Annotated in this window: 22 protein-coding genes; 7 read left to right on the top strand and 15 right to left on the bottom strand. The window is 42.1% G+C overall.

Annotated features, from left to right (window positions below):
• Nucleotides 1-184: 184 nt before the first annotated feature.
• Nucleotides 185-1,411, top strand: coding sequence for a potassium/proton antiporter (locus EGC80_RS07280; RefSeq protein WP_124012577.1), 1,227 nt, complete (start codon nt 185-187; stop codon nt 1,409-1,411).
• Nucleotides 1,412-1,497: 86 nt separating this feature from the next.
• Here the strand turns inward: EGC80_RS07280 and EGC80_RS07275 are convergent, their stop codons facing one another.
• The 11 genes from EGC80_RS07275 to EGC80_RS07225 form a co-directional block, all read right to left on the bottom strand.
• The gene (locus EGC80_RS07275; RefSeq protein ID WP_124012578.1) at nt 1,498-4,689 is read right to left on the bottom strand and encodes an efflux RND transporter permease subunit; all 3,192 of its coding nucleotides are present in this window, start codon (nt 4,687-4,689) and stop codon (nt 1,498-1,500) included.
• Nucleotides 4,690-4,705: 16 nt separating this feature from the next.
• A complete protein-coding gene (locus EGC80_RS07270; protein WP_233768615.1) occupies nt 4,706-6,004 on the bottom strand; it encodes an efflux RND transporter periplasmic adaptor subunit in 1,299 nt (432 codons plus the stop codon).
• Nucleotides 6,005-6,184: 180 nt separating this feature from the next.
• A complete protein-coding gene (locus EGC80_RS07265) occupies nt 6,185-6,595 on the bottom strand; it encodes a hypothetical protein (RefSeq protein ID WP_124012691.1) in 411 nt (136 codons plus the stop codon).
• 179 nt (nt 6,596-6,774) lie between these two features.
• A complete protein-coding gene (locus EGC80_RS07260; RefSeq protein WP_206191830.1) occupies nt 6,775-7,029 on the bottom strand; it encodes a transposase in 255 nt (84 codons plus the stop codon).
• Between the two features lie 266 nt (nt 7,030-7,295).
• Nucleotides 7,296-7,874: a hypothetical protein gene (locus EGC80_RS07255; protein ID WP_233768613.1), complete on the bottom strand. Its 579-nt coding sequence runs from the start codon at nt 7,872-7,874 to the stop codon at nt 7,296-7,298.
• 7 nt (nt 7,875-7,881) lie between these two features.
• A complete protein-coding gene (locus EGC80_RS07250) occupies nt 7,882-9,240 on the bottom strand; it encodes a transglycosylase SLT domain-containing protein (RefSeq protein WP_124012580.1) in 1,359 nt (452 codons plus the stop codon).
• Nucleotides 9,241-9,262: 22 nt separating this feature from the next.
• Nucleotides 9,263-10,072, bottom strand: coding sequence for an ETEC_3214 domain-containing protein (locus tag EGC80_RS07245; protein WP_124693464.1), 810 nt, complete (start codon nt 10,070-10,072; stop codon nt 9,263-9,265).
• Entirely contained in the window at nt 10,069-10,695 is a 627-nt protein-coding gene (locus EGC80_RS07240; protein ID WP_124012582.1) for a hypothetical protein, read from the bottom strand. Before EGC80_RS07240 ends, EGC80_RS07245 begins: the two co-directional genes overlap by 4 nt.
• Nucleotides 10,696-10,922: 227 nt before the next feature.
• Nucleotides 10,923-11,996: a CsgG/HfaB family protein gene (locus tag EGC80_RS07235; protein WP_124012583.1), complete on the bottom strand. Its 1,074-nt coding sequence runs from the start codon at nt 11,994-11,996 to the stop codon at nt 10,923-10,925.
• A 520-nt stretch (nt 11,997-12,516) separates the two neighbouring features.
• Nucleotides 12,517-12,693: a DUF3012 domain-containing protein gene (locus EGC80_RS07230; RefSeq protein ID WP_124012584.1), complete on the bottom strand. Its 177-nt coding sequence runs from the start codon at nt 12,691-12,693 to the stop codon at nt 12,517-12,519.
• 33 nt (nt 12,694-12,726) lie between these two features.
• On the bottom strand, nt 12,727-13,092 hold the full coding sequence (locus EGC80_RS07225) for a SpoIIAA family protein (RefSeq protein ID WP_101033952.1): 366 nt from the start codon (nt 13,090-13,092) through the stop codon (nt 12,727-12,729).
• 373 nt (nt 13,093-13,465) lie between these two features.
• Between EGC80_RS07225 and arfB the strand changes: the two genes are divergently transcribed.
• The 4 genes from arfB to EGC80_RS07205 all read left to right on the top strand — a co-directional run bounded on the left by arfB (nt 13,466) and on the right by EGC80_RS07205 (nt 16,062).
• Nucleotides 13,466-13,882: an alternative ribosome rescue aminoacyl-tRNA hydrolase ArfB gene (gene arfB / locus EGC80_RS07220; protein WP_101033951.1), complete on the top strand. Its 417-nt coding sequence runs from the start codon at nt 13,466-13,468 to the stop codon at nt 13,880-13,882.
• Between the two features lie 158 nt (nt 13,883-14,040).
• Nucleotides 14,041-14,487, top strand: a complete 447-nt coding sequence (gene aroQ, locus EGC80_RS07215; RefSeq protein ID WP_101033950.1) for a type II 3-dehydroquinate dehydratase — start codon at nt 14,041-14,043, stop codon at nt 14,485-14,487.
• Between the two features lie 96 nt (nt 14,488-14,583).
• Complete coding sequence (locus tag EGC80_RS07210) at nt 14,584-14,979, top strand: DUF3859 domain-containing protein (protein ID WP_124012585.1); 396 nt, start codon at nt 14,584-14,586, stop codon at nt 14,977-14,979.
• Between the two features lie 75 nt (nt 14,980-15,054).
• Entirely contained in the window at nt 15,055-16,062 is a 1,008-nt protein-coding gene (locus EGC80_RS07205; protein WP_124012586.1) for a class I SAM-dependent rRNA methyltransferase, read from the top strand.
• Between the two features lie 94 nt (nt 16,063-16,156).
• On the opposite strand, the gene EGC80_RS07200 is transcribed toward EGC80_RS07205, so the two are convergent.
• Nucleotides 16,157-17,917: an alkaline phosphatase D family protein gene (locus tag EGC80_RS07200; RefSeq protein ID WP_124012587.1), complete on the bottom strand. Its 1,761-nt coding sequence runs from the start codon at nt 17,915-17,917 to the stop codon at nt 16,157-16,159.
• 390 nt (nt 17,918-18,307) lie between these two features.
• On the opposite strand from EGC80_RS07200, the gene EGC80_RS07195 reads away from it, so the two are divergent.
• Entirely contained in the window at nt 18,308-18,730 is a 423-nt protein-coding gene (locus EGC80_RS07195; RefSeq protein WP_124012588.1) for an organic hydroperoxide resistance protein, read from the top strand.
• A gap of 114 nt (nt 18,731-18,844) precedes the next feature.
• Here the strand turns inward: EGC80_RS07195 and EGC80_RS07190 are convergent, their stop codons facing one another.
• The 3 genes from EGC80_RS07190 to EGC80_RS07180 form a co-directional block, all read right to left on the bottom strand.
• Entirely contained in the window at nt 18,845-19,855 is a 1,011-nt protein-coding gene (locus EGC80_RS07190) for an LLM class flavin-dependent oxidoreductase (RefSeq protein WP_124012692.1), read from the bottom strand.
• Nucleotides 19,856-19,947: 92 nt separating this feature from the next.
• Entirely contained in the window at nt 19,948-20,472 is a 525-nt protein-coding gene (locus EGC80_RS07185; RefSeq protein WP_101033944.1) for a DUF3087 domain-containing protein, read from the bottom strand.
• A gap of 295 nt (nt 20,473-20,767) precedes the next feature.
• Entirely contained in the window at nt 20,768-21,535 is a 768-nt protein-coding gene (locus tag EGC80_RS07180; protein WP_124012589.1) for an SDR family NAD(P)-dependent oxidoreductase, read from the bottom strand.
• 105 nt (nt 21,536-21,640) lie between these two features.
• Between EGC80_RS07180 and EGC80_RS07175 the strand changes: the two genes are divergently transcribed.
• Entirely contained in the window at nt 21,641-21,976 is a 336-nt protein-coding gene (locus EGC80_RS07175) for a winged helix-turn-helix transcriptional regulator (protein WP_101033942.1), read from the top strand.
• The last annotated feature ends 6 nt before the right edge of the window (nt 21,977-21,982 follow it).

Here is a 21,982-nt window from a genome sequence, read left to right as displayed (position 1 = left end):
GCTAAAACAAACAGACTCATCCTGTTTATATCTCTATTTCCACAAGCCAATAATGCATGGTCTTTATTGCAACCCACTGATGGGATATGAATTAATATTAATAAATACTCATAAAACGAGTTTAGGCTAATTTAATGCTAAAATAGCCATTTAGTGCAATTTAAACTAGCCAAGGAGTGCCTATATGCCATCTGATATTATTATTTTAGGGATCTCCATTCTTATTGCTATTGGCATTTTGCTCCATCATCCTTCTAAAACATTAGGCTTACCCTCGCTTCTCATTTTCATGGGCGTAGGCCTTGCTTTTGGTAATGGTGAATTTGGTTTTGTATACGACGACCTGAAGCTTACCTCGCTTATCGGTACCCTAGCGTTAAACACCATAGTGTTTGTGGGTGGGCTGAATACCCCAATGAAACACATTCAATTTTCTTGGAAAGAAGGCGGCATGTTATCCACCGCTGGAGTGATCTTTACAACGGTTATTTTTGGCTTTATCTTGAATGCGTTACTCGATTTTAACCTCATCACTTGCATGCTGTTTGCAGCGGTAGTGTCATCGACTGATGCTGCGGCAGTATTTTCTATTTTAGAATCCAAAAAGCTTAAATTAAAACATGGCACTGGCACTATTTTAGAATTCGAATCTGCTACCAATGACCCCGTCGCCCTACTGATGGTTGTCATGTTAACCGACTATATTATCAATAGTGCCAACGGTGCACCCACTACATTGTCAATACTCTCTAGCCTAGTTCAGCAAATTGGTGTTGGGGTGGTAGTAGGACTAATAATGGGTAAGATGGCCGTTTGGGCACTTAATCGCATCAAGTTGCCAGAATTTGGGCTTATTCCGGTATTTATTTTGGCAACCTTTGCCATCACAGTATCGAGTACCGAAATCTTGGGCGGTAATGAACTGATTGCTGTGTATATTGCAGGGGTAATAATAGGCAACTATTTGAAGAAAGGCGCTGAAGTCAGTAAACATTTCTTCAATGGCATATCTTGGTTAGCACAATCGTTGATGTTTATCATTTTAGGCTTACAGATATTCCCACAAAAATTATTGCCTGTGTTGATGGTGTCTTTATTGCCCGCAATCTTGTTGATTTTAGTGGCACGCCCTTTAGCAGTACAGTTGTGTTACCTGCCTTTTAAACAAGTTAATTGGCGCAAGCGCTTGTTTGTGTCGATGATCGGCCTCAAAGGCGCCACCCCAATCGTGTTTGCGCTTATTCCAGCCGCTGCCGGCGTTGAGGGATCACGTGAAATGATCCACATGGTATTTTTCATTGTACTGATTTCGGTCATAGTTCAAGGTGCAGCTATCGAGCCGTTAGCCAATAAACTCAAGCTCAACTTAAAGCCTAAACCACCTAAACCGCCTAAACTGCCTAAGGTTTAAGGTTTAAGGTTTAAGGTTTAAAAAAGCCTAATCAGATGATTAGGCTTTTGGGTTTATTGAGCTAATGAGGTTTTATTTCGTTAGCCTCAACTCGGGTTAACTAAAACCTTGTCTCGATACAACCATTGATACACCGTCGGCAACACCAGTAAGGTCAAGGCTGTTGAGCTAAATAAGCCGCCGATGATCACTATCGCTAATGGTTGTTGGATTTCACTGCCAACGCCGGACGATATCAAGATTGGAATTAACCCTAATGCAGAGGTTAACGCGGTCATTAACACCGGACGTAATCGCCCAACAGTGCCTTCATACACACTGTTATATAGGCTTTCATCCATTGATTGTCTGCGCTGATTAATCGAGTCCACCAGCACCACACCATTGAGCACAGCAACGCCAAATAAGGTAATAAAACCAATTGAACTGGGTACCGACAAATAAGTGCCAGTGGCATACAAGGCCACCACGCCGCCAATTAATGCTAACGGCACATTAGCCATAATCAAGGTAACTTGTTTGATTGAACCAAACGAGAAATACAGCAATAACGCAATCAGTGCGATGGAAATTGGCACCACCAACATGAGTTTTTGTTGTGCCCGTTGTTGATTTTCATACTGACCGCCCACCACCACGGTATATCCAGGGGGCAATTCAGCTTGCGGCACTATGGCATAAATATCGCTGACGACCGAACCCATATCGCGCCCCGCCACGTTAGCTTGCACCACGACTCGGCGTTGCACGTCATCACGGCGAATATTCGGCGGCGCCATTTCGGTCACCACATCGGCGAGATCCCCCAGCCTCACAATCGCGCCATTAGCACCACTGAGTAACAAGTCTTCAATCGCATCTGGGGCATTACGATACTGCTTCGCTAATCGCAGGTTGATGTCATAACGGGCGTTACCATCAATCACTTGGCCTGCACTGGCACCCCCAATACCTTGGGTGACTAAACTCATCACTTCATCGACGCTGATGCCATAACGAGCAAGCACCTCGCGCTTAGGCCGAACCACTAATTGTGCCTCACCGCTGACTTGCTCTAACGACACATCAACCGCCCCGGGGATGGCAGCGACTAAGTCCGTTAACCGCTGACCTTTTTCAGACAATATCGTCAGATCTGGACCAAATATCTTAATCGCTAACTGCGCCTTAACCCCTGATAACAGTTCATCGACACGGGTGGCAATGGGCTGTGAGAAAGTCAGCAACAGTCCTGGGAATATTGCTAAACGTTGCTCCATCAAGCGTTGTAGTTCATAACGCGAACTTGCCGACGTCCATTGTTCTATCGGTTTAAGACCTATATAGATTTCAATATTACTCACAGGTTCAGGATCGCCGCCAAGCTCTGGCGCGCCAATTCGGCTTAAGGCATATTCCACTTCAGGAAACTCCAGCAACATGGCTTCAATTTTAGGCGCAATGCTGATAGAAGTAGCCAAGCTTGCCGTGGGCGCAAGAGTGACTCGCAAATTGATGGTGCCTTCTTCGAGTTCCGGCACAAATTCAGTACCTAACTTGGGCAGCAATAACATGCTTAACCCAAACAAACACACCGCGGCTATCATCACCCATTTTGGGCTTGATAACGCCAGCGTAAGAATACGTCGATAAACCGCATCAATGGGCGCTAGCACTTTGCTTTGACGTACCACAATACCGCGTTTAAATAAGAATACCGCTAATGCAGGTACCGCAAATAACGCCACCACCAATGCCGCCATCATGGCTAAAATAATACTGATCGCCATTGGCTGAAATAACTTGCCTTCTACGCCTTCAAGGGCAAATAACGGCATAAACACCACGATAATAATCGCCGTGGCAAAAAAGATCGGGTTGCAAACTTCTTTTGCCGCCAGCATGATCCTAATCGCAATGCTGCTGGGCTCACTCGTATCGCTAGCGTTGACATCTTGCTGCTGACTTGCCACAGATTGCCCGCTGACATGCTTAAAGATGTTTTCAACCATCACCACCGAGCCATCAACCAACATACCAATCGCAACCGCAAGACCACCCAACGACATTAAATTAGCCGACATACCATAGTAAGACATGATCAATAACGCCAAACCGATCGACACCGGGATCGACAACAATACCAACAATGTCGCCCGTATATTGACCAAAAACAGCGCCAGAATAATTACAATAAAACCAAATGCCATTAATAACGCATCAATGACCGTGGTCACGGCTTTTTCAACTAACTCCGCCTGGTCGTAAAACACTTCAAATGACACGCCTTTTGGCAAGGATTGTTCAATTAAACTCACTCGTGAATTGATGTCATCAATGGTGGCTTTGGTATTAGCGCCCATGCGCTTAAGCACCACGCCGGCAACGACCTCACCCAATGCTTGTACATCGGATGATGAGTCAGTATCAGCAGATGCCTGCCTGCGAGACATGGTCACCGCGCCCACTCTTATTTCGCTACCAAATACCACGTTAGCAATATCGGCCACGCGGATTGGCGTGCCATTGATTTCGGTTAACGGAATGTCGGCAATGGCTTGCAAGCCAGCGTCACCTGCTGGCAATAAACCGTAACCACGGACCACTAATTGTTCTTGGCCTTGGTCCATAAACCAGCCGCCCGCATTGCGGTTATTACTTTCCAGTGCTTGGCTAACCTGGGTCATCGACAAGCCATAACTGCGCAGTTTATTGGGGTCGACTTGCACTTGGTACTGCAACACTTCGCCGCCAAATGACAACACCTCAGTCACGCCGCTCACCGGCATTAATATCAACTTCACCAAGTAGTCATTTAAGCTACGCAGTTCAGAAGCACTGATATTGGTTTCGGGATCGGCGCGCAAAATGTATTGATAAATTTGCCCTAAACCAGAGGTATTCGGGCCAATTTCAGGCGTACCAACACCTGCGGGAATAGACTCTTTTGCCGCTTGTAGTTGTTCAAATACTTGCTGGCGAGCAAAGTAAATGTCGGTACCTTCGGCAAACACTACGGTCACCAACGACAAACCCGTGCGCGATAATGAACGCACTTCAGTCACAGCAGGCAAGGCATACATGGCTGATTCAACCGGATAACTGATCAGCTTCTCAACCTCTTCAGCCGCCAAGCCCTCGGCTTCTGTGTTGATGCTCACCTGCACGTTAGTCACATCTGGAAACGCATCTAAGTTTAGCTTTGGCAGCATTAATATTGAAGCCACCACTGTCGCGAGTAAGCCAAGTAAAACCAATAACCGCTTTTCAACGGCAATCTCAATTAATTTATATAACATGATGATGTCCTAGCGCTTAGTGGTTATGGATGTCAAAACCAGCTTTGGCTTGCTCTGAGGCTAAGAAAAAAGCCCCAGAAATAACCACTCGTGTTTGGGGAGCTAAACCGCGAATAAAGCTCAACCCACGTTGGCGTTCAACCACAGTGACCTCTACTGCGCTAAATCCACCCTCTTGCTCAACAAACACTTGCCAGTCGCCATCACCACCGCGAGTTAAGGCCGCATCAGGCACAATAAAACCAGCAGACTTCGCCTGCTGATCGTCTGCTAGGTATAATTCGGCAAACTCACCTGCATGTAATTCATGGCCTGGATTAGCCATCCTCACCAATACTTGTTCTGTGCGGGTTTGCGGATTAATTTCATGAGAGCGGCTAATAATGACCCCATTACGAGTACGACTGCCAACATGAACCAACACATTGCTGCCCATATTGACTTGATCCGCTTGCATAGGCGTAACCTCAGCCTCCACCCATAAATACGATTCATCTGTCAGTTGCATCAAAGGCGTACCCGCTATTAGCACTTGGCCTAAGGTCGCGACATCTTGTTGTACCCGGCCATTAATGGAAGCTAATAACTGAAACTGGCCAATCGAACTCGGCGATTTGGCTAACGCAGCAATTTGCGCTGGGGTCATCATGATTGATTCTAAAATGGCCCGTTTTAACTCAGCATTCACTTCGATTTGCATGCGTTGGCTAGCACTGATGGTGCCAGGACTCATGCGCTTTATTCGGTCCCATTCCGTCGCCGCATTAATGTAGTTCGCTTGGGCGGCAGCAATCTCCGCTCCGCCTATGGTTAACAAAGGTTGGCCTTTTGTCACCTGCTCTCCAGGCACCACATGACGCTTAAGTACCTGCATATCTAATTGCGGTGCAATGGTAATGGTTTTATCTTTATCAACGATTAATTGCGCGGTAGCGACAGCCTGTAAATTAAAAGCTTGCAGACTCAATTGTGACACCTCTATCCCCGCTAATTGGCGCTGCTCAGTATTTAAGCTTAGTAACGACTGTTGGTGGTCAGTTTCGGCTGGCTGACTACTTGCCTGAGCAGGCAAACTAGATAACATTAATAATGAACCGAGTAACGCTGAGCCGAACAATAATCCTCGAGAAACAGTTAAGTTACTTTGGTTATTTCTACGAGCATTGCTACGAGCATTTAATAGGGGATTTAACAGGCTTGTTAACTGAGCATGAGTGTCTGTATTACTCACGACACGACTCACGGCATTATTCACAAGAGATTTGGCATTTAATGCTGCCAGCAAAGACAGAGGCGGTACTAATTTGGTGTTCATGGTTAATCCTAAAACAATCTAGACCGTCGATAGCCACATATGACATCAACGGTAATAAGTTTAGCCACCGCCATTAAAAGCTTCACATAACGTCATAATAGAATGCAAAAGCAGCACTCATTGGCGCAATGTGAGCGGATCAAGAGGGGGTTCTAAACAGTAAAAAAGTGTTTAAAAGGATTAAACGGTAGGAGGACGATAAGCAGGGAAAGGCGCTGGCGCCATATAGTGCAAGCTAACATTGCCATAAGCATCATGAAAATGTTCACGGATAACATTATCACCAAGCGTCACCAGTGCCACATGGCCACCATGACACTGACAATCTAAGCAGATATCAACTTGCTCAATCTCGGTGATGTTATTAGCATGCTGATGATCATCATTAGCTGAATGAATACGTGAACCGTCTAGCGCACAAGCACAGTCTACACATTCAGCAAGGGTAATCACTTCGGTAGTAAATTGCAGATGTGAATGATTATTTTGCTCTTCGTTGCTGTTGCCCACATGCAGTTGATGCGCCCCCATATTGGCGCCCATAAATTGCAGTAACACAATAGCAATTAGTAATCTTGATATCCCAGCCATTGAAAAGCGAGAAAGTAAATTGGACAACAATATAAAAGAATCCTGAGCAACGAGAAATCCACAACAACAAAGTGTAATGATACACACTTTTTATTAAAATCTAGAATAGTTTACACAAGATTTTGCCCCTGTAACCTATTCTTTGCTAAGAAACCTCAACTTGAAATAATAAACGTTTATCAAACTGCTCGTTGTTCTGCTATCTGTGTTGTATTGACTTGCAATAGGTCTGTTATTGCCACGTCGACACTGTGTTGATGTGCTTTAATATATCTCCCCTCAAGACATTCCCACGCTGTATCGCTATCAGTCGATAATGCCTTGAACAATCTGAGTAAAATACCTTTTCTTGACCACAGTAAAAAACGACGGTAAACCGTATTCCATAAGCCAAAATATTCAGGTAAATCGCGCCAAGGACAGCCGACACGCAATCAATAGAGGCTCCCTTCCATCGTATATCTATGCTCTCGCTTGTTATAAACGCTATCGTCAAGCAGAATAGCTTTTAGCTTCGACCACATCTCATCAGCAAGCATTAATCGGGGCATGGTAATCTCGTTGTATTTGTTTTTGGCGAAGTGAACTATACGAGATTACCTTCTTCGCACAAAATTCAAACAAAGATCAACAGCCCCCTAATTTATAAAGGTATAAAACAATAAATTAACTGATTTACAGGCCTATTTAACAGATAATTTTAGTCAAATTCTTTTCCAGACAACTCAGCCTGTAGCTCTTCAGTAATTTTTGTAGTGCGAAAATCTTTGTATAAATTCGCTTCTAAAGACGGGTCTAGCGACACACCAGCGGAAGCCAATAAGTTATCAAATAAGGGTTGGGTATTTTCCATCTCAACCAATGCACAAAGTTGTTTCTGATTATCGATTAAGGCAAAAGCCACTTCTTTTGGAATGGCACCAATTAAACTTTGCTCGGCTACTTGTTTACTCACTTGACTAAACGTCGATTTATTCTGAACTTCAGTACCTTGTTGAGATTGTGAGTTCATGGTTTTATCCATGACTTTTGCACGAGTTTCAATTTGTAGCGCAAGGTCCGCTTTAGCATTGGCAATGGCTTGAGCTCTTGCTGCCGACATATTCCCACCCCAAGCAACACAACTTGAAGAAGCTAAGCCTTTTTCACTTGTTGGCATAAATACCCAACTTGGCACTGAATCATTGTCCGCAAGAGATGTAGATTGTGATTGAGGCGTACTGTTACAAGCCGCTAGCATTAAAACAGATGCAGAAATTAGTAGCACTTTTTTCATCATTATTCCCTTATTCGGATAAATTCCATTGATTAATTTGATGTTGATATTTAGCTTCAAGTTTAGACACTTTGGCTAAATACTTTTGAGTTTCGGGGTAAGGTAAACGCTTCATTAATTTGCTATAGACTTGATCGGGCGATAACGCATTAATCTTGCTATAAGCCTGCTTTATAGAGCGATTATTTCCACCATTAAAGGTTTTTGCAATATTACCTGCGCCAGTATTGTAAGCGGCTATAACGCAATATTGCCTGCTTGTTGGATCGTCAATACCATCAAGGTATTGTTCATTTAAAATGGACAAATAACCCGCGCCGTAACGAATGTTAATATTAGGCTGATACAGCTCTATCGAAGTTGGAGCTTGATTTTTACGATAAAACTTTCTAGCAACATCCATACCTGCAGATCTTGGCACAATTTGCATTAATCCAAATGCAGGAATATGAGATTTTGCTTTTGGGTCAAAAGTTGATTCAGCATATGAAATAGCAAGTAATAACGATAAGGGAATATTCATTTCTGAAGATTGCTTTTGATAGAAACTTAAATAATCCTTGGATAATTTGTACAAATAATCTTCAGGTAAACGCATGGTATTTACTTGAGTTTTTTTATACGTAGGATTGATTTTAACTAATGCCTCAACTTGCTTATCGGCTATTTTTTTACGTTTTTGAGATTGCTTATTAATCTCGTTAACTTGCTTGAGTTTACTTTTTATCTCAAGAGATTTAGCCTTGCTAGGGGTAACTTTAGCCGCAATTTCTATCTCTATTTCTTCAATACTTTGTTGCACATCAAGCTGTGACAGCATTTGTTGCTGTTGCGTATCAATTTGTTCGTTAATGACTTTTTCTGCCACGACTTCTGAAGGTTGGTCAATTAACGTATTAACAATATTTTTTTCATCTGTTAGCGAAGCTTGGTTATTTATATTGGTTAATAAAACGCGAGTATTAGGGTCGGCTTTCAACTTACTAATAATAACGTCTTGATCTATAACTTCATCAGTTAGATTTTCGATGACCACTTGTTGAGTTAACGCATCAATTTTAACGCGCGTCTGTTTATCTTGTGTATAAATAACTTCTACTTCGGAAGAGCTTTGTTCTGGTACACTCCAAAATTTCAGCAATTCACCACGGTAGGCGTCATACTCAGCTAAGTACTCATCACGGAATTTTTTAAATTCCGCTTTTTTAGATTGATTAAATTGTGAAACCTCAGCTTTACGCTGTTGTTTAAATTTCTCAAAATCACTATCTGCAGCATCAACCAGTGAGCCGACAGATAAGCCAACACCAATAAAGCAAAGGCTTATTAGAATCGGTTTGGCTTTATTTAATATCACACGTTTGCCCATGTTTCTTCATCCTTTGAAAACATCAATCCTTGAAATAAGCATTAAATTCATAGCGAGTTAATAAACTGTCGGCAATAATTTGCTCATCTATCTCATATACAGCATAAAAATTAGCGGCTTGTACTGTGAGTTTTTTAGCTAACGGTGCTACCTTTTCAGTTTCATCTAACATCAACACCTGGCCTAATTCATCTAAAGTAGATTTGAAATGATCTTGTTGTCCGTCATACTCTGTAAAACCAGCCGTTAGTTGTAACTGCATCCCAGCAGCACCAAGACCTGTGGTGGTCATAAAGTAAATTAAATTATTACTATCAAAGAAAAAGTCATTACTTCGCTGCGTAATTGATTCAATACTATCGGTTAGCAAATGTAAGTCCGTAAAGGGGATTTGCGGCGCAAAGCGATCTAATATTACGCTGTCATTAAATAAACTATGAACCACAACGCCAGAGACTCTTTGCTGCTCTGTAATTAAAGTTAGTAAGTACTTATCTTGTTTATAGTATCGATACTTTAAAGCGCTATTGATGCTTGAGCTTTTTATTATCGTTGGCATACCAATGTTGGCTTCAACATGTGCTAGATAATTACCCACTCTGATGGTATTAAGCGATTTTTGTTCTACTCTGTCAGTAAAATGAGTAATAAACCCTTGATAACCTTCGGTGATTAACTCTTTAGTATCAGACCAATTACCTAACCCCATTAAAATAAATGCAATATAGATAAATAAACGAGACATTTTGGCAAAAAAACCAACTTGGCCTTCATCTTCTTCTATGGTCGAACCCGTAAGTAACTGCGCTACCGCTTTTTTCATCTTGGTCATGGAGTAATTTTTTTATGTTTTAGCGAAGATAAATCAACAAAGAAACTATCTAAACTGTCGCTTATTGCTAATTGAGTTAATTCACTTCGGCTTCTTTGACTGTAACTCATGGCTTTACCTGAATAGGTCTTATGCCAAATAGGTTGATTATTTCTGCTCACTTTAACGATAAGATTATTTTTAACCATATCGATACGCGCACTGACAATCTTACTCGTAAGCCTATATTTTACCTGACAAGTTTTGTCTGGATTAAATGCGAACCCTTGCTGTAACAAGCGTTCAATCATCCATTCTTTAACATGGACTCGATTCTCACCAGAACTTTCAACACAAGCATTTTGGGCCACCAACTGCTGTTGCTGTGCCTCTAGTTGTTCAGTTTTACCTTTATCGAGATCAGCTTGTTTTAACATAATCCCTGCATAAACAATACAGTTTTGATTATCAGTCCAACGCTCAAAAATAGTGGCATTTTTTAAGATGTGTTCACTTGTTAATTCAGTATTTGATTTATATCGTGAGTAACCCGCATCACCAACTGCACCAATAGATGTTTTCTCGCGAGTAGATACCGAAGTGTTTAACATTTTGGTCAGTGACGCTCTAGCGTCATTATCCACTCTTCGTTCATCTAAATTTTTGAGGCCCGTACACAATGATGACCCAGCTGCAATATAGGTTATTCCATCAGCTGTTTGGGAGGTAACCCAATCAGGCTGAGGGCGTTCTGCATAATATTGAGCACAGCTGCAAGCGACTACTGACGTCGGCCAAACCAAAACCAATGTTAATATAGATAGACTTAAAGCACGACGATGTCGTGCTTTATTAATAAAGGAAACCATTATTACAAACGCTCTGTGATTATCTTATTCAACACTTCCGTATCAATTAAGCGTTGTTTAATACGGGTTTCACCTTCCATAACTAATTTCAATTCATCAATTTCATCAGTCATAGTTGTTGCTTTAGAATAGAAAGCGTCAGCCATTTCAACATCCGCTAGAAACTCTGCACAAACTGCATTGTTATAGGTGATTGCAATAGATGATGAATATTTAGTTTGTGCTTTAGCAAACATTTGACAGGCATTTTTATACATACCTTCTTGTGTAAATTCAATGCCCATATCAAACATTTTTTCAGCATCATCAGGCATGTCAGAATTGTCGTCATCCATAAGGTCGACATCAGTTGTTAATGTAAATGGCGCTAAATCAATTTTTAATTCATGAGTAACTCGAGCCAAAGCTCTGCCAACTAATTCTTCATCTGTTGGTTGTGCATCGTTAGAATCATTACACACCTTACTCTCAGCAATTTCGCTATAATGGTTTGAAAATATAATTTGACCAGACTCTACAGAAACCGCTTTCGGTTCCAAGATAACAACAGCAGTTTTTTTGGTACAACTAACGGTATATTTTCGACTTTTTTTACACTTATACCAATTATCACCTTTTTCCGTACATTCACTTCTTTTTTCTGAATAACGAGATGAATCAACTGTAGTAGAGTAACCTGCATTGATTAATGTATCAGCACCCGTTAACTTACCTAATTTAATACGAGTCGCTGAATTAGTTAATATGCCATCATTCAACTTTTGTTCTTTAACAATAGCATCAATTTGAGAACGCTCGACTAAAGTGAAGTATGGGGAGTTATTAAGTTTAATGTTGGTAAGGTTGGTCTCTAGAATTGAACCACCCGTAGGCCTGCGTTGATCATGAATCACCGCAATACGCTTCATGTTTTTTGCGCTAGATTCTCGTGCTGGTTTTAATTCAGATACTGGAATTTGAGGTGTACTAAATGCGTTAGTTAAAGTCTTCATGCTATCATTAATGGTTTTTTCGATACTAACGCAACCAGATAATATTGCACATGCGACAGTTGCCGCAAAGAGTCCTTTCTTCATAAATTCCATCCTAAATAGTTTATAAACCTTTAAAATACATAAAGATATAACAGAGATTTGTTTCTAGCGATTCGCTCAATATACATTAATTATTATTAATGAGAAGTGGTTTGGCTCACATTAACATCACTTATTATCCAATGAATTTGGTGGCACTAAAAAATAGAATAAATATCAAACAAACTGATCAATGTTTATTCAATTTTTTGTGTTTATATTACTTAAAAATATTAAAATCAATAAATAACAACCAAAAAGTTATTAGAATAATAATAATATTCATTTAAATAGCTTAAATAGCTTAAATAGCCAGAATGTACTGCTTATCATATTTAAAGATGAACATTAAATTAATTAGAAGGGTTATGTACAAGTGCTAACAAAGGAAAATCTCGAGAGGGTGTATACTTTAAGGATTATTTTTCTTTATATTAATTTAGTACTATTGCAAAAAACTGAAAATTAAAATAGGGCATTTTAATAACAAATGCCCCTGTTTTAAATAAAACCAGATATAAATTTATTTAAAGACGCAGTATTTGGCATAATCGGCTGCTTCATTGGCAGTCCAATCACCACTTTGTTTTTCTTTCATCTGCTTACACCATGCTTCGCTACCGACTTCTGGTGCACATGCCGTTAAACTAAGGGTTAACAATAACGCACTTGATACGGCAAATAATTTTGATAATGACATAAGCTATCCTGTTCTAAAGTAATAACATCAATACTAACATTGCGATCGTTTGGTGATCCAAGTAACCGCATCTTGTTTACGTTCTAATGGAAACCAGGCGACTTCACCTTGCATAAACGGCCCCATTAACCTAACAGCATTACCGACCCAATCAGGGCCGCCCACAAACACTAAGGCATCAAACGCAGGTAACTGTACTTCACCACTGCCGGTTAATGAAGCAAATTCCCAGCCTTCTAATAACACATCCGCTTCAATGTAAAGACACACTTGATCCCAGTCTTTACGATAACTCTTAATGGCGGGCTGTAAACGGCTTCGGTAATCTTGGGCCGATAAACGGCCGCTGACAAATAAACTAATGACACCCTTGGTAATATCGGGGATTTGACATAACATAACGGCAACTCCAGCCTTATAATCAGGCCATAGAACAGACTTTATACGGTGATGTTATCGTGTAAAGCGACAATGGCGCTTATGATAGCAAAACTATTCTATTCATTTCATTAAATATGTAATAACTCAGAGGCCAGTCAGGCTTTTTAGTTCAAAGCCCATAGTTAAAGACCAAGGGTTAACGCCCCCGCGGCTAAAGGCTAACGGGTCATTGAAACATCAACACAGATATCACCATAAGACAACTCTGAAAATTTTCCGCGTCTGCGGTAGAATAGACCTACATCACCCAACATCAACACTCATGCCTTAGCGACATTTAAGCACAACGATAGGTTTATCGACAGTCAATGAAGGGGGCTATCACAACCCAATGATACAAATTACTCAACGAGTCATATTGCAAGACAATGAAATTGAATGGCACTTTGTCCGCTCAAGTGGTGCGGGTGGCCAACATATCAATAAAGTGTCGACCGCCGCTCAACTCAGCTTTGATATTGCCTCATCATCGTTACCCGAATTTTATCAACAAAAGCTGCTTGAAAAAGCCGATCATCGCATTACTAAAAGCGGCAAAGTCATTATAAAATGTCAGCAATCACGCAGCCAAGACTTTAACCGTCAAACGGCACTGGAACAATTTATTGAGCTGGTAAAAGGTGTTGGTATTGTTCAAAAAAAACGTATCCCGACTAGAGCAACAAAAGGCAGCCAAACGCGACGCATTGAAACCAAAAAACAACGCGGTGCCACCAAAGCGATGCGCCAAAATAAATCTGACTATTAATAAAAAAGTGAGCCCGCCATCGCTCAATCAATAAGGTTACACGCTAGTTGAGCATTTTTTGGTTTACCTGATAACCATCTTCGGTAAGAATGCTTGTTAAAAACCTATTTATGCTGCAGATTAAATCGACTTACGTTGCGATTTTTACAGGAACCGTCATGAGCCAAACAACAAAAATTTTATTGATCAACGGCCCCAATTTAAACCTGCTCGGCCGTCGTGAACCCGGACATTACGGTCACCAAACGCTCACCACTATTGTTGAAGCGTTAAGTAAAAGTGCGGTCCAAGCAGGGGTTCAACTGGAACATATTCAGTCTAATGCTGAGTACCAGCTGATTGATGCCATCCATGGGACTGATGCGCAGTTTATTATTATCAATCCTGCCGCTTTTACCCACACCAGTGTCGCCTTGCGTGATGCCATACTCGGTGTCTCGATCCCGTTTATTGAAGTGCATTTATCTAACGTACATGCCCGTGAGCCATTTAGGCACCATTCGTACTTTTCAGATAAAGCCCTAGGGGTGATTTGTGGCTTAGGTGCCCAAGGCTACGACTTTGCGTTGCAAGCGGCAATTAAACACTTAACAGATCAACACTAATAACGACGATTTAATCGCCATTGATCCGCCTCATTGGGTATTTACGTCGAACACAATTGGGTCGCAATTGTTGCTAAATCAACAAAAGGATAGCGCTTGAGTAAGTTAACAGCGGATGTGAGCATTATTTACAGTGGCATATTCAGTCAATGGGACAATCAGAACGACGACCTGCCACGCTTGTTACAGGCAACGGTTCATGTGCCCGCTATTATCGATACCGAATTTGGCTTTATCACTCGCATCCGTAAAGCCAAAAATCAAGTGCTAACCTACTGTATTTACCACCCGGATATTACTGATAACAATGGCAATATTCGTCCGCCATTCGATGGTGAAGTGTTTATTAAACAAAACGATTGGCGCTTTTATCTGGGTGATTGTATTTGGGCACCCATCACCAATAAAGTCGGTAACTGGCGAATGACGCTAGAGCTAAACGGTAAAATCATTGCCAACAAAACCTTTAAAGTGCATCTGCCAGATGAATAGTCTCTGCCGCAACTTCACTAAATCGGAATGTTTGCTATAATCCGCGCCAATTGCCACTCCATTTAACGAGCTCCCATGTCCATTCAAGCTGTTTTAGCCGATGCGTTAGCCAAACGAGCCACTTTTTTTGAGCAAGCGGCCCACAATAATACTGATTGTTATCGCGTTTTCCATGGCACTGTTGAAGGTGAGAATGGCCTGAATATCGATCGTTACGGTGATGCATGGCTAATCCAAACCTTTCATCAAACATTATCCGCGCAGCAACTTGAAGACATATCAAGCCTACTTACCGCCCATGCTGACTACCATATTGTTTACAACGACCGCTCTGGCAGTCATTCTCGGGTGGTAAATCATCCCGAAAATGAAGCCCAAGACTACGCGCAATCGACCCAAGTTATCCAAGAAAATGGCATTCTGTTCACGTCAAAACTGCGCCATGAAGGTCAAGATCCATTATTATTTTTAGACATGCGTATTGGCCGCGAATATGTTCGTAATAATAGCCAAGGCAAGACGGTGTTAAACCTGTTTTCATACACTTGTGGGATTGGAATTGCCGCCGCTATGGGCGGCGCTCGTAGAGTGATGAATGTCGACTTTTCATCATTTGCATTGGCCGCTGGGCAAACAAATGCCGAGTTAAACAATGTCACTGATGTGTGTGAATTTGTCCAAAGTGATGCCTTTCCGGCGCTGCGCCAATTGGCGGGTTTACCGATAGGCGGACGTCGCAATCAAAAACTGCCAAAATACCCCAAGCTGCGCGCAACACAATTTGATTTAGTCTTTTTAGACCCGCCACGTTTTGCCAAAAGTGCCTTCGGTATTGTCGATCTCGTCAATGATTACCAAGGCCTATTTAAACCTGCTGTTCTGGCGACAAAAGTCGGCGGCACTTTAGTATGCTGTAATAATGTCGCCAAAGTGGACCGCCAAGCATGGTATGACAGTTTAGTGCGCTGCGTTGAAAAACAAGGGCGTAAAGTTATTTATAATCAATGGCTCGACTGTTATGAAGATTTTCCGTCATTTGATGATAATCATCCGTTAAAAATTGTCGCTCTGACCATTAATTAACCTCGATCCGGATCTTGTTTCCAACAGCTTTAGCAATAAAAAAGCCACCTGAAGGTGGCTTTTTTACATCCAATGTAGATTAAAATGACACTACCTATGACGAAACGGGCATCACTTTAGGGCTACCCGCCGCGCTAGTGGCACTGTAACCACGCCCATCTAACGGAGCAAACGTCTTATTTAAAATCGTGTCTACATATTGCCAATCACTGCGCACTTCATCTTGAGTAAATGTCAGTAGCAAGTAACCGCGGTCTTTTAAGTTGGCGTAGTTAAGATCGGCGATCAAATCAACGATCGCCGCTTCTGTTGCTGGCATTTCAGCATCAGACAATCCTAAATAGTATTCCAGCCCAGGAGACGATACTGAACTGGTGGCAAATTCTATCCCCACGATCTCCCCGCCACTGTCGGTTAAATCACTCGCCCATGCATTATGAGTATCACCGGCAATAACCACCAAGTTATGATTTAACGATTTTGCCGTCGCTAAAATAACTTCACGCTCGTAAGCATAACCGTCCCAAGCATCTAAGTTGTATGGAATGGCTGGTAGTTGTAGCAGTGCAATAACCTCAGGGGTTAATTTGTCTTGATTAGCTTGTAGGTAAGCCAACTCTTGTGTGGTTAATGTCGGGTCGCCCGCTTGGGCGCGACCGGCTAATTGCGCTAATCCGGCGAGCTCTGCAAACTGCGGAATACTCATTTGTTGGGTGGCAATAGCCGCTGGCATTAACATTTTACCCATTAACACTTGTTGACCCAACACTTGCCACTTAGCAGTAGACTGCAATAAGGTTTGCTGTAACCACAATAATTGTGTCTGGCCTAGCATAGTGCGGTTGGTATCGGTCACATCGGCTAGAAAGGTTACGTTGTTAAATGCCCCCGTCGTCGCATCAATGTATTGGCTATATTCTAACTGCTTATCGCGAGCCAATACCCGAGTATCGAGCATATGCAAATCAACCAAATTACCAAAATTAAAGCTTCGGTAGATTTCCTCATGATTACCTTCGCTCCATGGGCGAATTGGCAGCCATTCAAAGTAAGCTTGCAGTGCCGCCTCTTTGCGCTGATCAAAATCGCCTTCACTATCGTTATGATTTTCGGCACCGTCTTTCCAAGTATCGTTGGCCACTTCATGGTCGTCCCACACGGTAATGAACGCCACTTTGGCATGCAGTTTTTGTAAACTGGCGTCACTACGATACTGACTGTAACGAGTCCGATAGTCGTCTAATAGAAATAGCTCGCCGGCTGGCAACACTTCACGATCCAGCTCAATGGCATGCTCACTGGCATATTCACCGCGGGCATACTCATATAAATAATCACCCAAATGCACCACAGCATCTATATCATCTTGCTGCGCCGCCATTTCGTATACATTAAAGTAACCCGCGGGAAAATTAGCACATGACATTACCGCTAATGTTACCGATGCAACACTGCCCTCGGGTAACGTGCGCGTTTGGCCAATTTCTGACACTGTATCGCCGGCTGTAAAACGATAAAAATACTGCTGACCCGCCTCCAGACCGACCGCGTCCACTTTAACGGTATAGTCACGATCTTTAGTCGTCACCATTTGGCCGTTAGTGACTAGCTGAGTAAAGTTACTGTCGGTGGCGACTTGCCATGAAACCGTAATATCACCTTCAACATCGGGCGTGACCCGGGTCCATAAAATGACGGCATCGGTTGCGGGATCGCCACTGGCAACACCTTGTAAAAACTGCCCTGAAATAGCATCGTCACTACTGCAGCCCATTAATCCATACGACACGACTACCGCGCCTACGCCTTTAGCTGACATTGCCAGAAAATCACGACGAGTCACAAACCGTTTCATAGCCTATCCTTATTTTTATCGTTAGCTGTTTATACGGCGATGCTTAGCACTGCCTAAGGGATCTAATGAGACGCTATTGTGAAAGCAAATGATGACATAAAGGTGACAAAATAATGACAAACTAATCATATTGATATCGAGGTGCAGATACGAATTGGGGCAATAAAATAACGGTAAGTAGATACAATAAAAAATTAAATTGTGCACAATGTAGTTGCAAAAGTTAAATCCTCGCGTTATAGTAAACACAATTAGATTGTGCGCAACTTAATATCGTTAATCACTTGATATGATCATCACTTAGTAACATCAACAAGATGTCGATATGAGCCAAAGCAATCAACAGAATTTTTACCACCAATATTTTTAACATACTTTATGAGGTCTATTATGAAAGCGTTATACACAACTTCAGCTACAGCACTAGCAGGTCGTAATGGCCAAGTTTCTACTGACGACAAAAAAGTTGATTTACAGTTAAGTTACCCAAAAGAAATGGGTGGCAGCGGTGAGTTTACTAATCCAGAACAGTTATTTGCTGCAGGTTATGCCGCGTGTTTTTCTAACGCGATTCTGCACGTTGCGAGTCAAACTAAAGTGGCGATCAAATCGGCTCCAACCACGTCTACTGTGGGTATAGGCGCCAATGATAGTGGTGGTTTTGCATTAATAGTTGCGCTAGCCGTTGAACTTGATCTGGACCAAGCAGAAGCTGAACAGTTAGTTAAAACAGCTCACCAAGTTTGCCCATACTCAAACGCAGTACGTGGCAACATTGATGTAAAACTGACTGTAAATGGTCAAGCTATTTAGCCTTTTTGAGCTGACCAGTTTAGATCTGACAGACAAAAAAACCAAGACATGTGTCTTGGTTTTTTTATGCTTTTAGCCACCATCAACTAAGCAATTGTGCAGCAAATGGGTATGCTATTGCTTCACGCTCATTAAAATATCTAAGGCGCGTAAACGGTGCTCGCTGTCATACAAGTCATTGGTAAACATCAACTCATCTACCCCAAATTGCTCTACAAACATCTCTAATTGATGCTTAATCGTTACTGGGCCGCCGCAGATAGACAAACTTAAAAAGCTATCAACATAGTTTTTTTCTTGCTCGCTCCACAGGCCATTCATGCTGTCTATTGGCGGTTTAAGCCACATTTCTTGGCCACGAATTAACGCTAAAATACGCTGTTTAGAGGTAGTGCTAAGATGCTCTGCCTCGGCATCGGTTGGCGCGGCAACTAAAGGCAGGCCGACCATCACATAAGGTTTATCCAGCACAGCTGAAGGAGTAAATTTACGTCGATAAAGCGCAAGGGCTTCAGACAGAAAACGCGGCGCAAAGTGGCCAGCAAACACATAAGGCAAGCCTCGCTCTGCCGCTAATTGCGCACTGAATAAGCTAGAGCCTAATAACCAAATAGGCACATTGGTGTCTTCACCAGGGATCGCTCGCACCGCTTTGCCGTTACTGTGTTGACGCAGTTCATGTGGGCCGAGTAACGATTGCAACTCGCGCACCTCATCAGGAAAATGTTCTGCCCGTTGGTTATCACGATTGAACGCTAAACTTGTGACCGGATCGCTGCCTGGTGCACGGCCTAAGCCTAAATCAATTCGTCCAGGATACAGACTGGCCAAGGTGCCAAACTGCTCTGCCACCACGAGCGGTGGATGGTTAGGTAACATAATCCCACCAGCACCAACACGAATGCGCTCAGTACCACCGGCAATGTAACCGATTAAAATTGAGGTGGCAGAGCAAATAATGCCCGGCATATTGTGGTGTTCGGCTAACCAAAAACGGTTCACATCAAGGCGTTCGGCGTACTGGGCATAACGTAAACTGTCTTGTAAGGTCTCTGACACAGTGGAATCTTCACGCATCGGCGCGAGTTCAAGTAATGAGAAAGGAATATCTGCCAATATTGACATCATGGCTCCTTATTTAAGGTAAGAATTGATGGCATCTACTGAAAAAATCAAGCTGTCGAGCCAGCAAAAAAGGTTATCAGCAGATGATAGATCTAAAAGTCTTTTAGCATTTCGGGAGTAAACTCATCCACATCAATAGAAAAACCAGCAGCGTCAATAGACTTTTGGAGTTTATCTAACTCATTGTTCACGTTTGACATGGTTAAGGTGTTGTTATCTAAATTATAAACTAACGCTAAGCTTTGATAATAAAAACACAGTATCAGCAATGCATCGCGATTATTATCTTTCGCGGCTTGTTGAATCGATTTTAGTTTACGAAAAATTTTATTCTGTAGCTGTTTCAATTGCCACACATAATACACTTCATAAAACTTCGGTTTTTGACGTAGGTTTCGCACCAATAAACTGCACACCATCAATGCCAAAATAACCCCGGTTAAATTCAAATGAAAATTACCGGTCGACTCTGCACCTGGTAATGGTTTCACACCGAAAAAGTAGATCAGCAACTGACCAAATATCAGCGACAAAATGGCTAATGTCGCCAGCAATCCTATCTGCACTAAATTGTTGGCCGAACGATATTGGCTCTTATTTATGTTGACTAACTTCATCACGCCACTCACATCTCTTATTTTGTGCATAGCTTAACGTGTCACGCCTATTTATAGAATGAAATATTAACGCTTATTAAGTGTGATTTAATCTAATGGCGCTCAAAATAGGCCGACTGATAAGACCGGGCGACGAAGATCGCCCCAAACAGAACCCCTCAAACAAAAATACCTCAAACAGCGCCTTAGCGGATCGCCCCCTAAGCAGCCGATGTTAAACACCCTGTTGTATTATTTGAGCAATGGTTAAACCGTCAATACCATGGCTCGCGGTGTTGCGGTGAACAGGTGTAGATTAATTACGTCCTGCCATCACGCCGCCATCAACATCCCATACGGCGCCCGTGACCCAAGATGCTTGCTCTGATAGCAAAAACACTATGCTATTAGCGACATCGGCCGGACTACCCACTCGGCCGATAGGATGAAATGCATTGAAGCTTCCAAGCACACTAGCCATATCTTCAGGTTCAATAAAGGCTTCATAAATAGGTGTACTCACCACGGCGGGTGATACCGCATTAACTCGAATATGGTGCTCTGCCAGTTCCATTGCCATGTGTTGCATTAAGGCATGCAAACCCGCTTTAGCCATAGAATAGGCACTTGATGGGGTGGCTTTAATGGCTTGTTTAGCCCACATAGAGCCAATATTCACAATGCTGCCACCGCCATATTTAATCATGTTGTTGCTAACCGCTTGCGAAATAACAAAAATCGCTTTGTTAAGATCCATGTAAGTATCGTAATCACTTACTTGATGGTCTAAAAATGGCTTAGGATTAAAAGACCCTGCTGCGTTAACCAAATAAGCAATCTTCTTGTCTGTTGAGTTGATCATATTGATCAAACGGGCAAGGTCTTGTGAGTCATATAAATTAGCTTGAAGCCCGCTTACACTGCCTAATGATGAGAGTTGCGCCACTGCGGTATTGAGCTTATCGACTTTGTTACCAACAATAATAGTATCGATACCTTGAGCCACTAATTGCTTTGCTGTTTCAAAGCCAATACCACTTGTGCCGCCAATAATTAGCGCTGTTTCTTGGGGTAAATTCGTCATGTGTTCACACCTAATGTAAGAGTAAGTGTGTTAAGCTTATGGGTAAACTATCCGATTGAATAGTAAGTACAAATCGGTGACATAGGTACTTTTAGGTACATATTGATGAATACAAAAGAAAAAATATTCCCTCGAAAATCTGCCCCAGAAAAAAGTGCCCGTATGGTCGAAACCATTTACGGCTGTAAATGGTCTTTAACTGTGTATCAGTTATTAGCCAATAACATTAACCGTCCCGGTGAAATGGTAAAGTCAGTAGAAGGACTCAGCACTAAAGTGCTTAATCAATGTTTGAAGAAAAACATCGAATTTGGCATTTTGAATAAAATTAATTACCCTGAAATTCCACCCAGAGTGGAATACCAAGTGACCGAATTTGGGCAAAAATTTATGCGCATTTTAGATGACATCGAAAAGCTGCAACACGAAATTGATGCTTAGCCCGCA

This window comes from Shewanella psychromarinicola, assembly GCF_003855155.1.
In the GTDB taxonomy this organism is placed as follows: domain Bacteria; phylum Pseudomonadota; class Gammaproteobacteria; order Enterobacterales; family Shewanellaceae; genus Shewanella; species Shewanella psychromarinicola.
The sequence above is the reverse complement of the archived record's forward strand: the minus strand, read 5'-3'. Positions and strand labels throughout refer to the sequence as shown.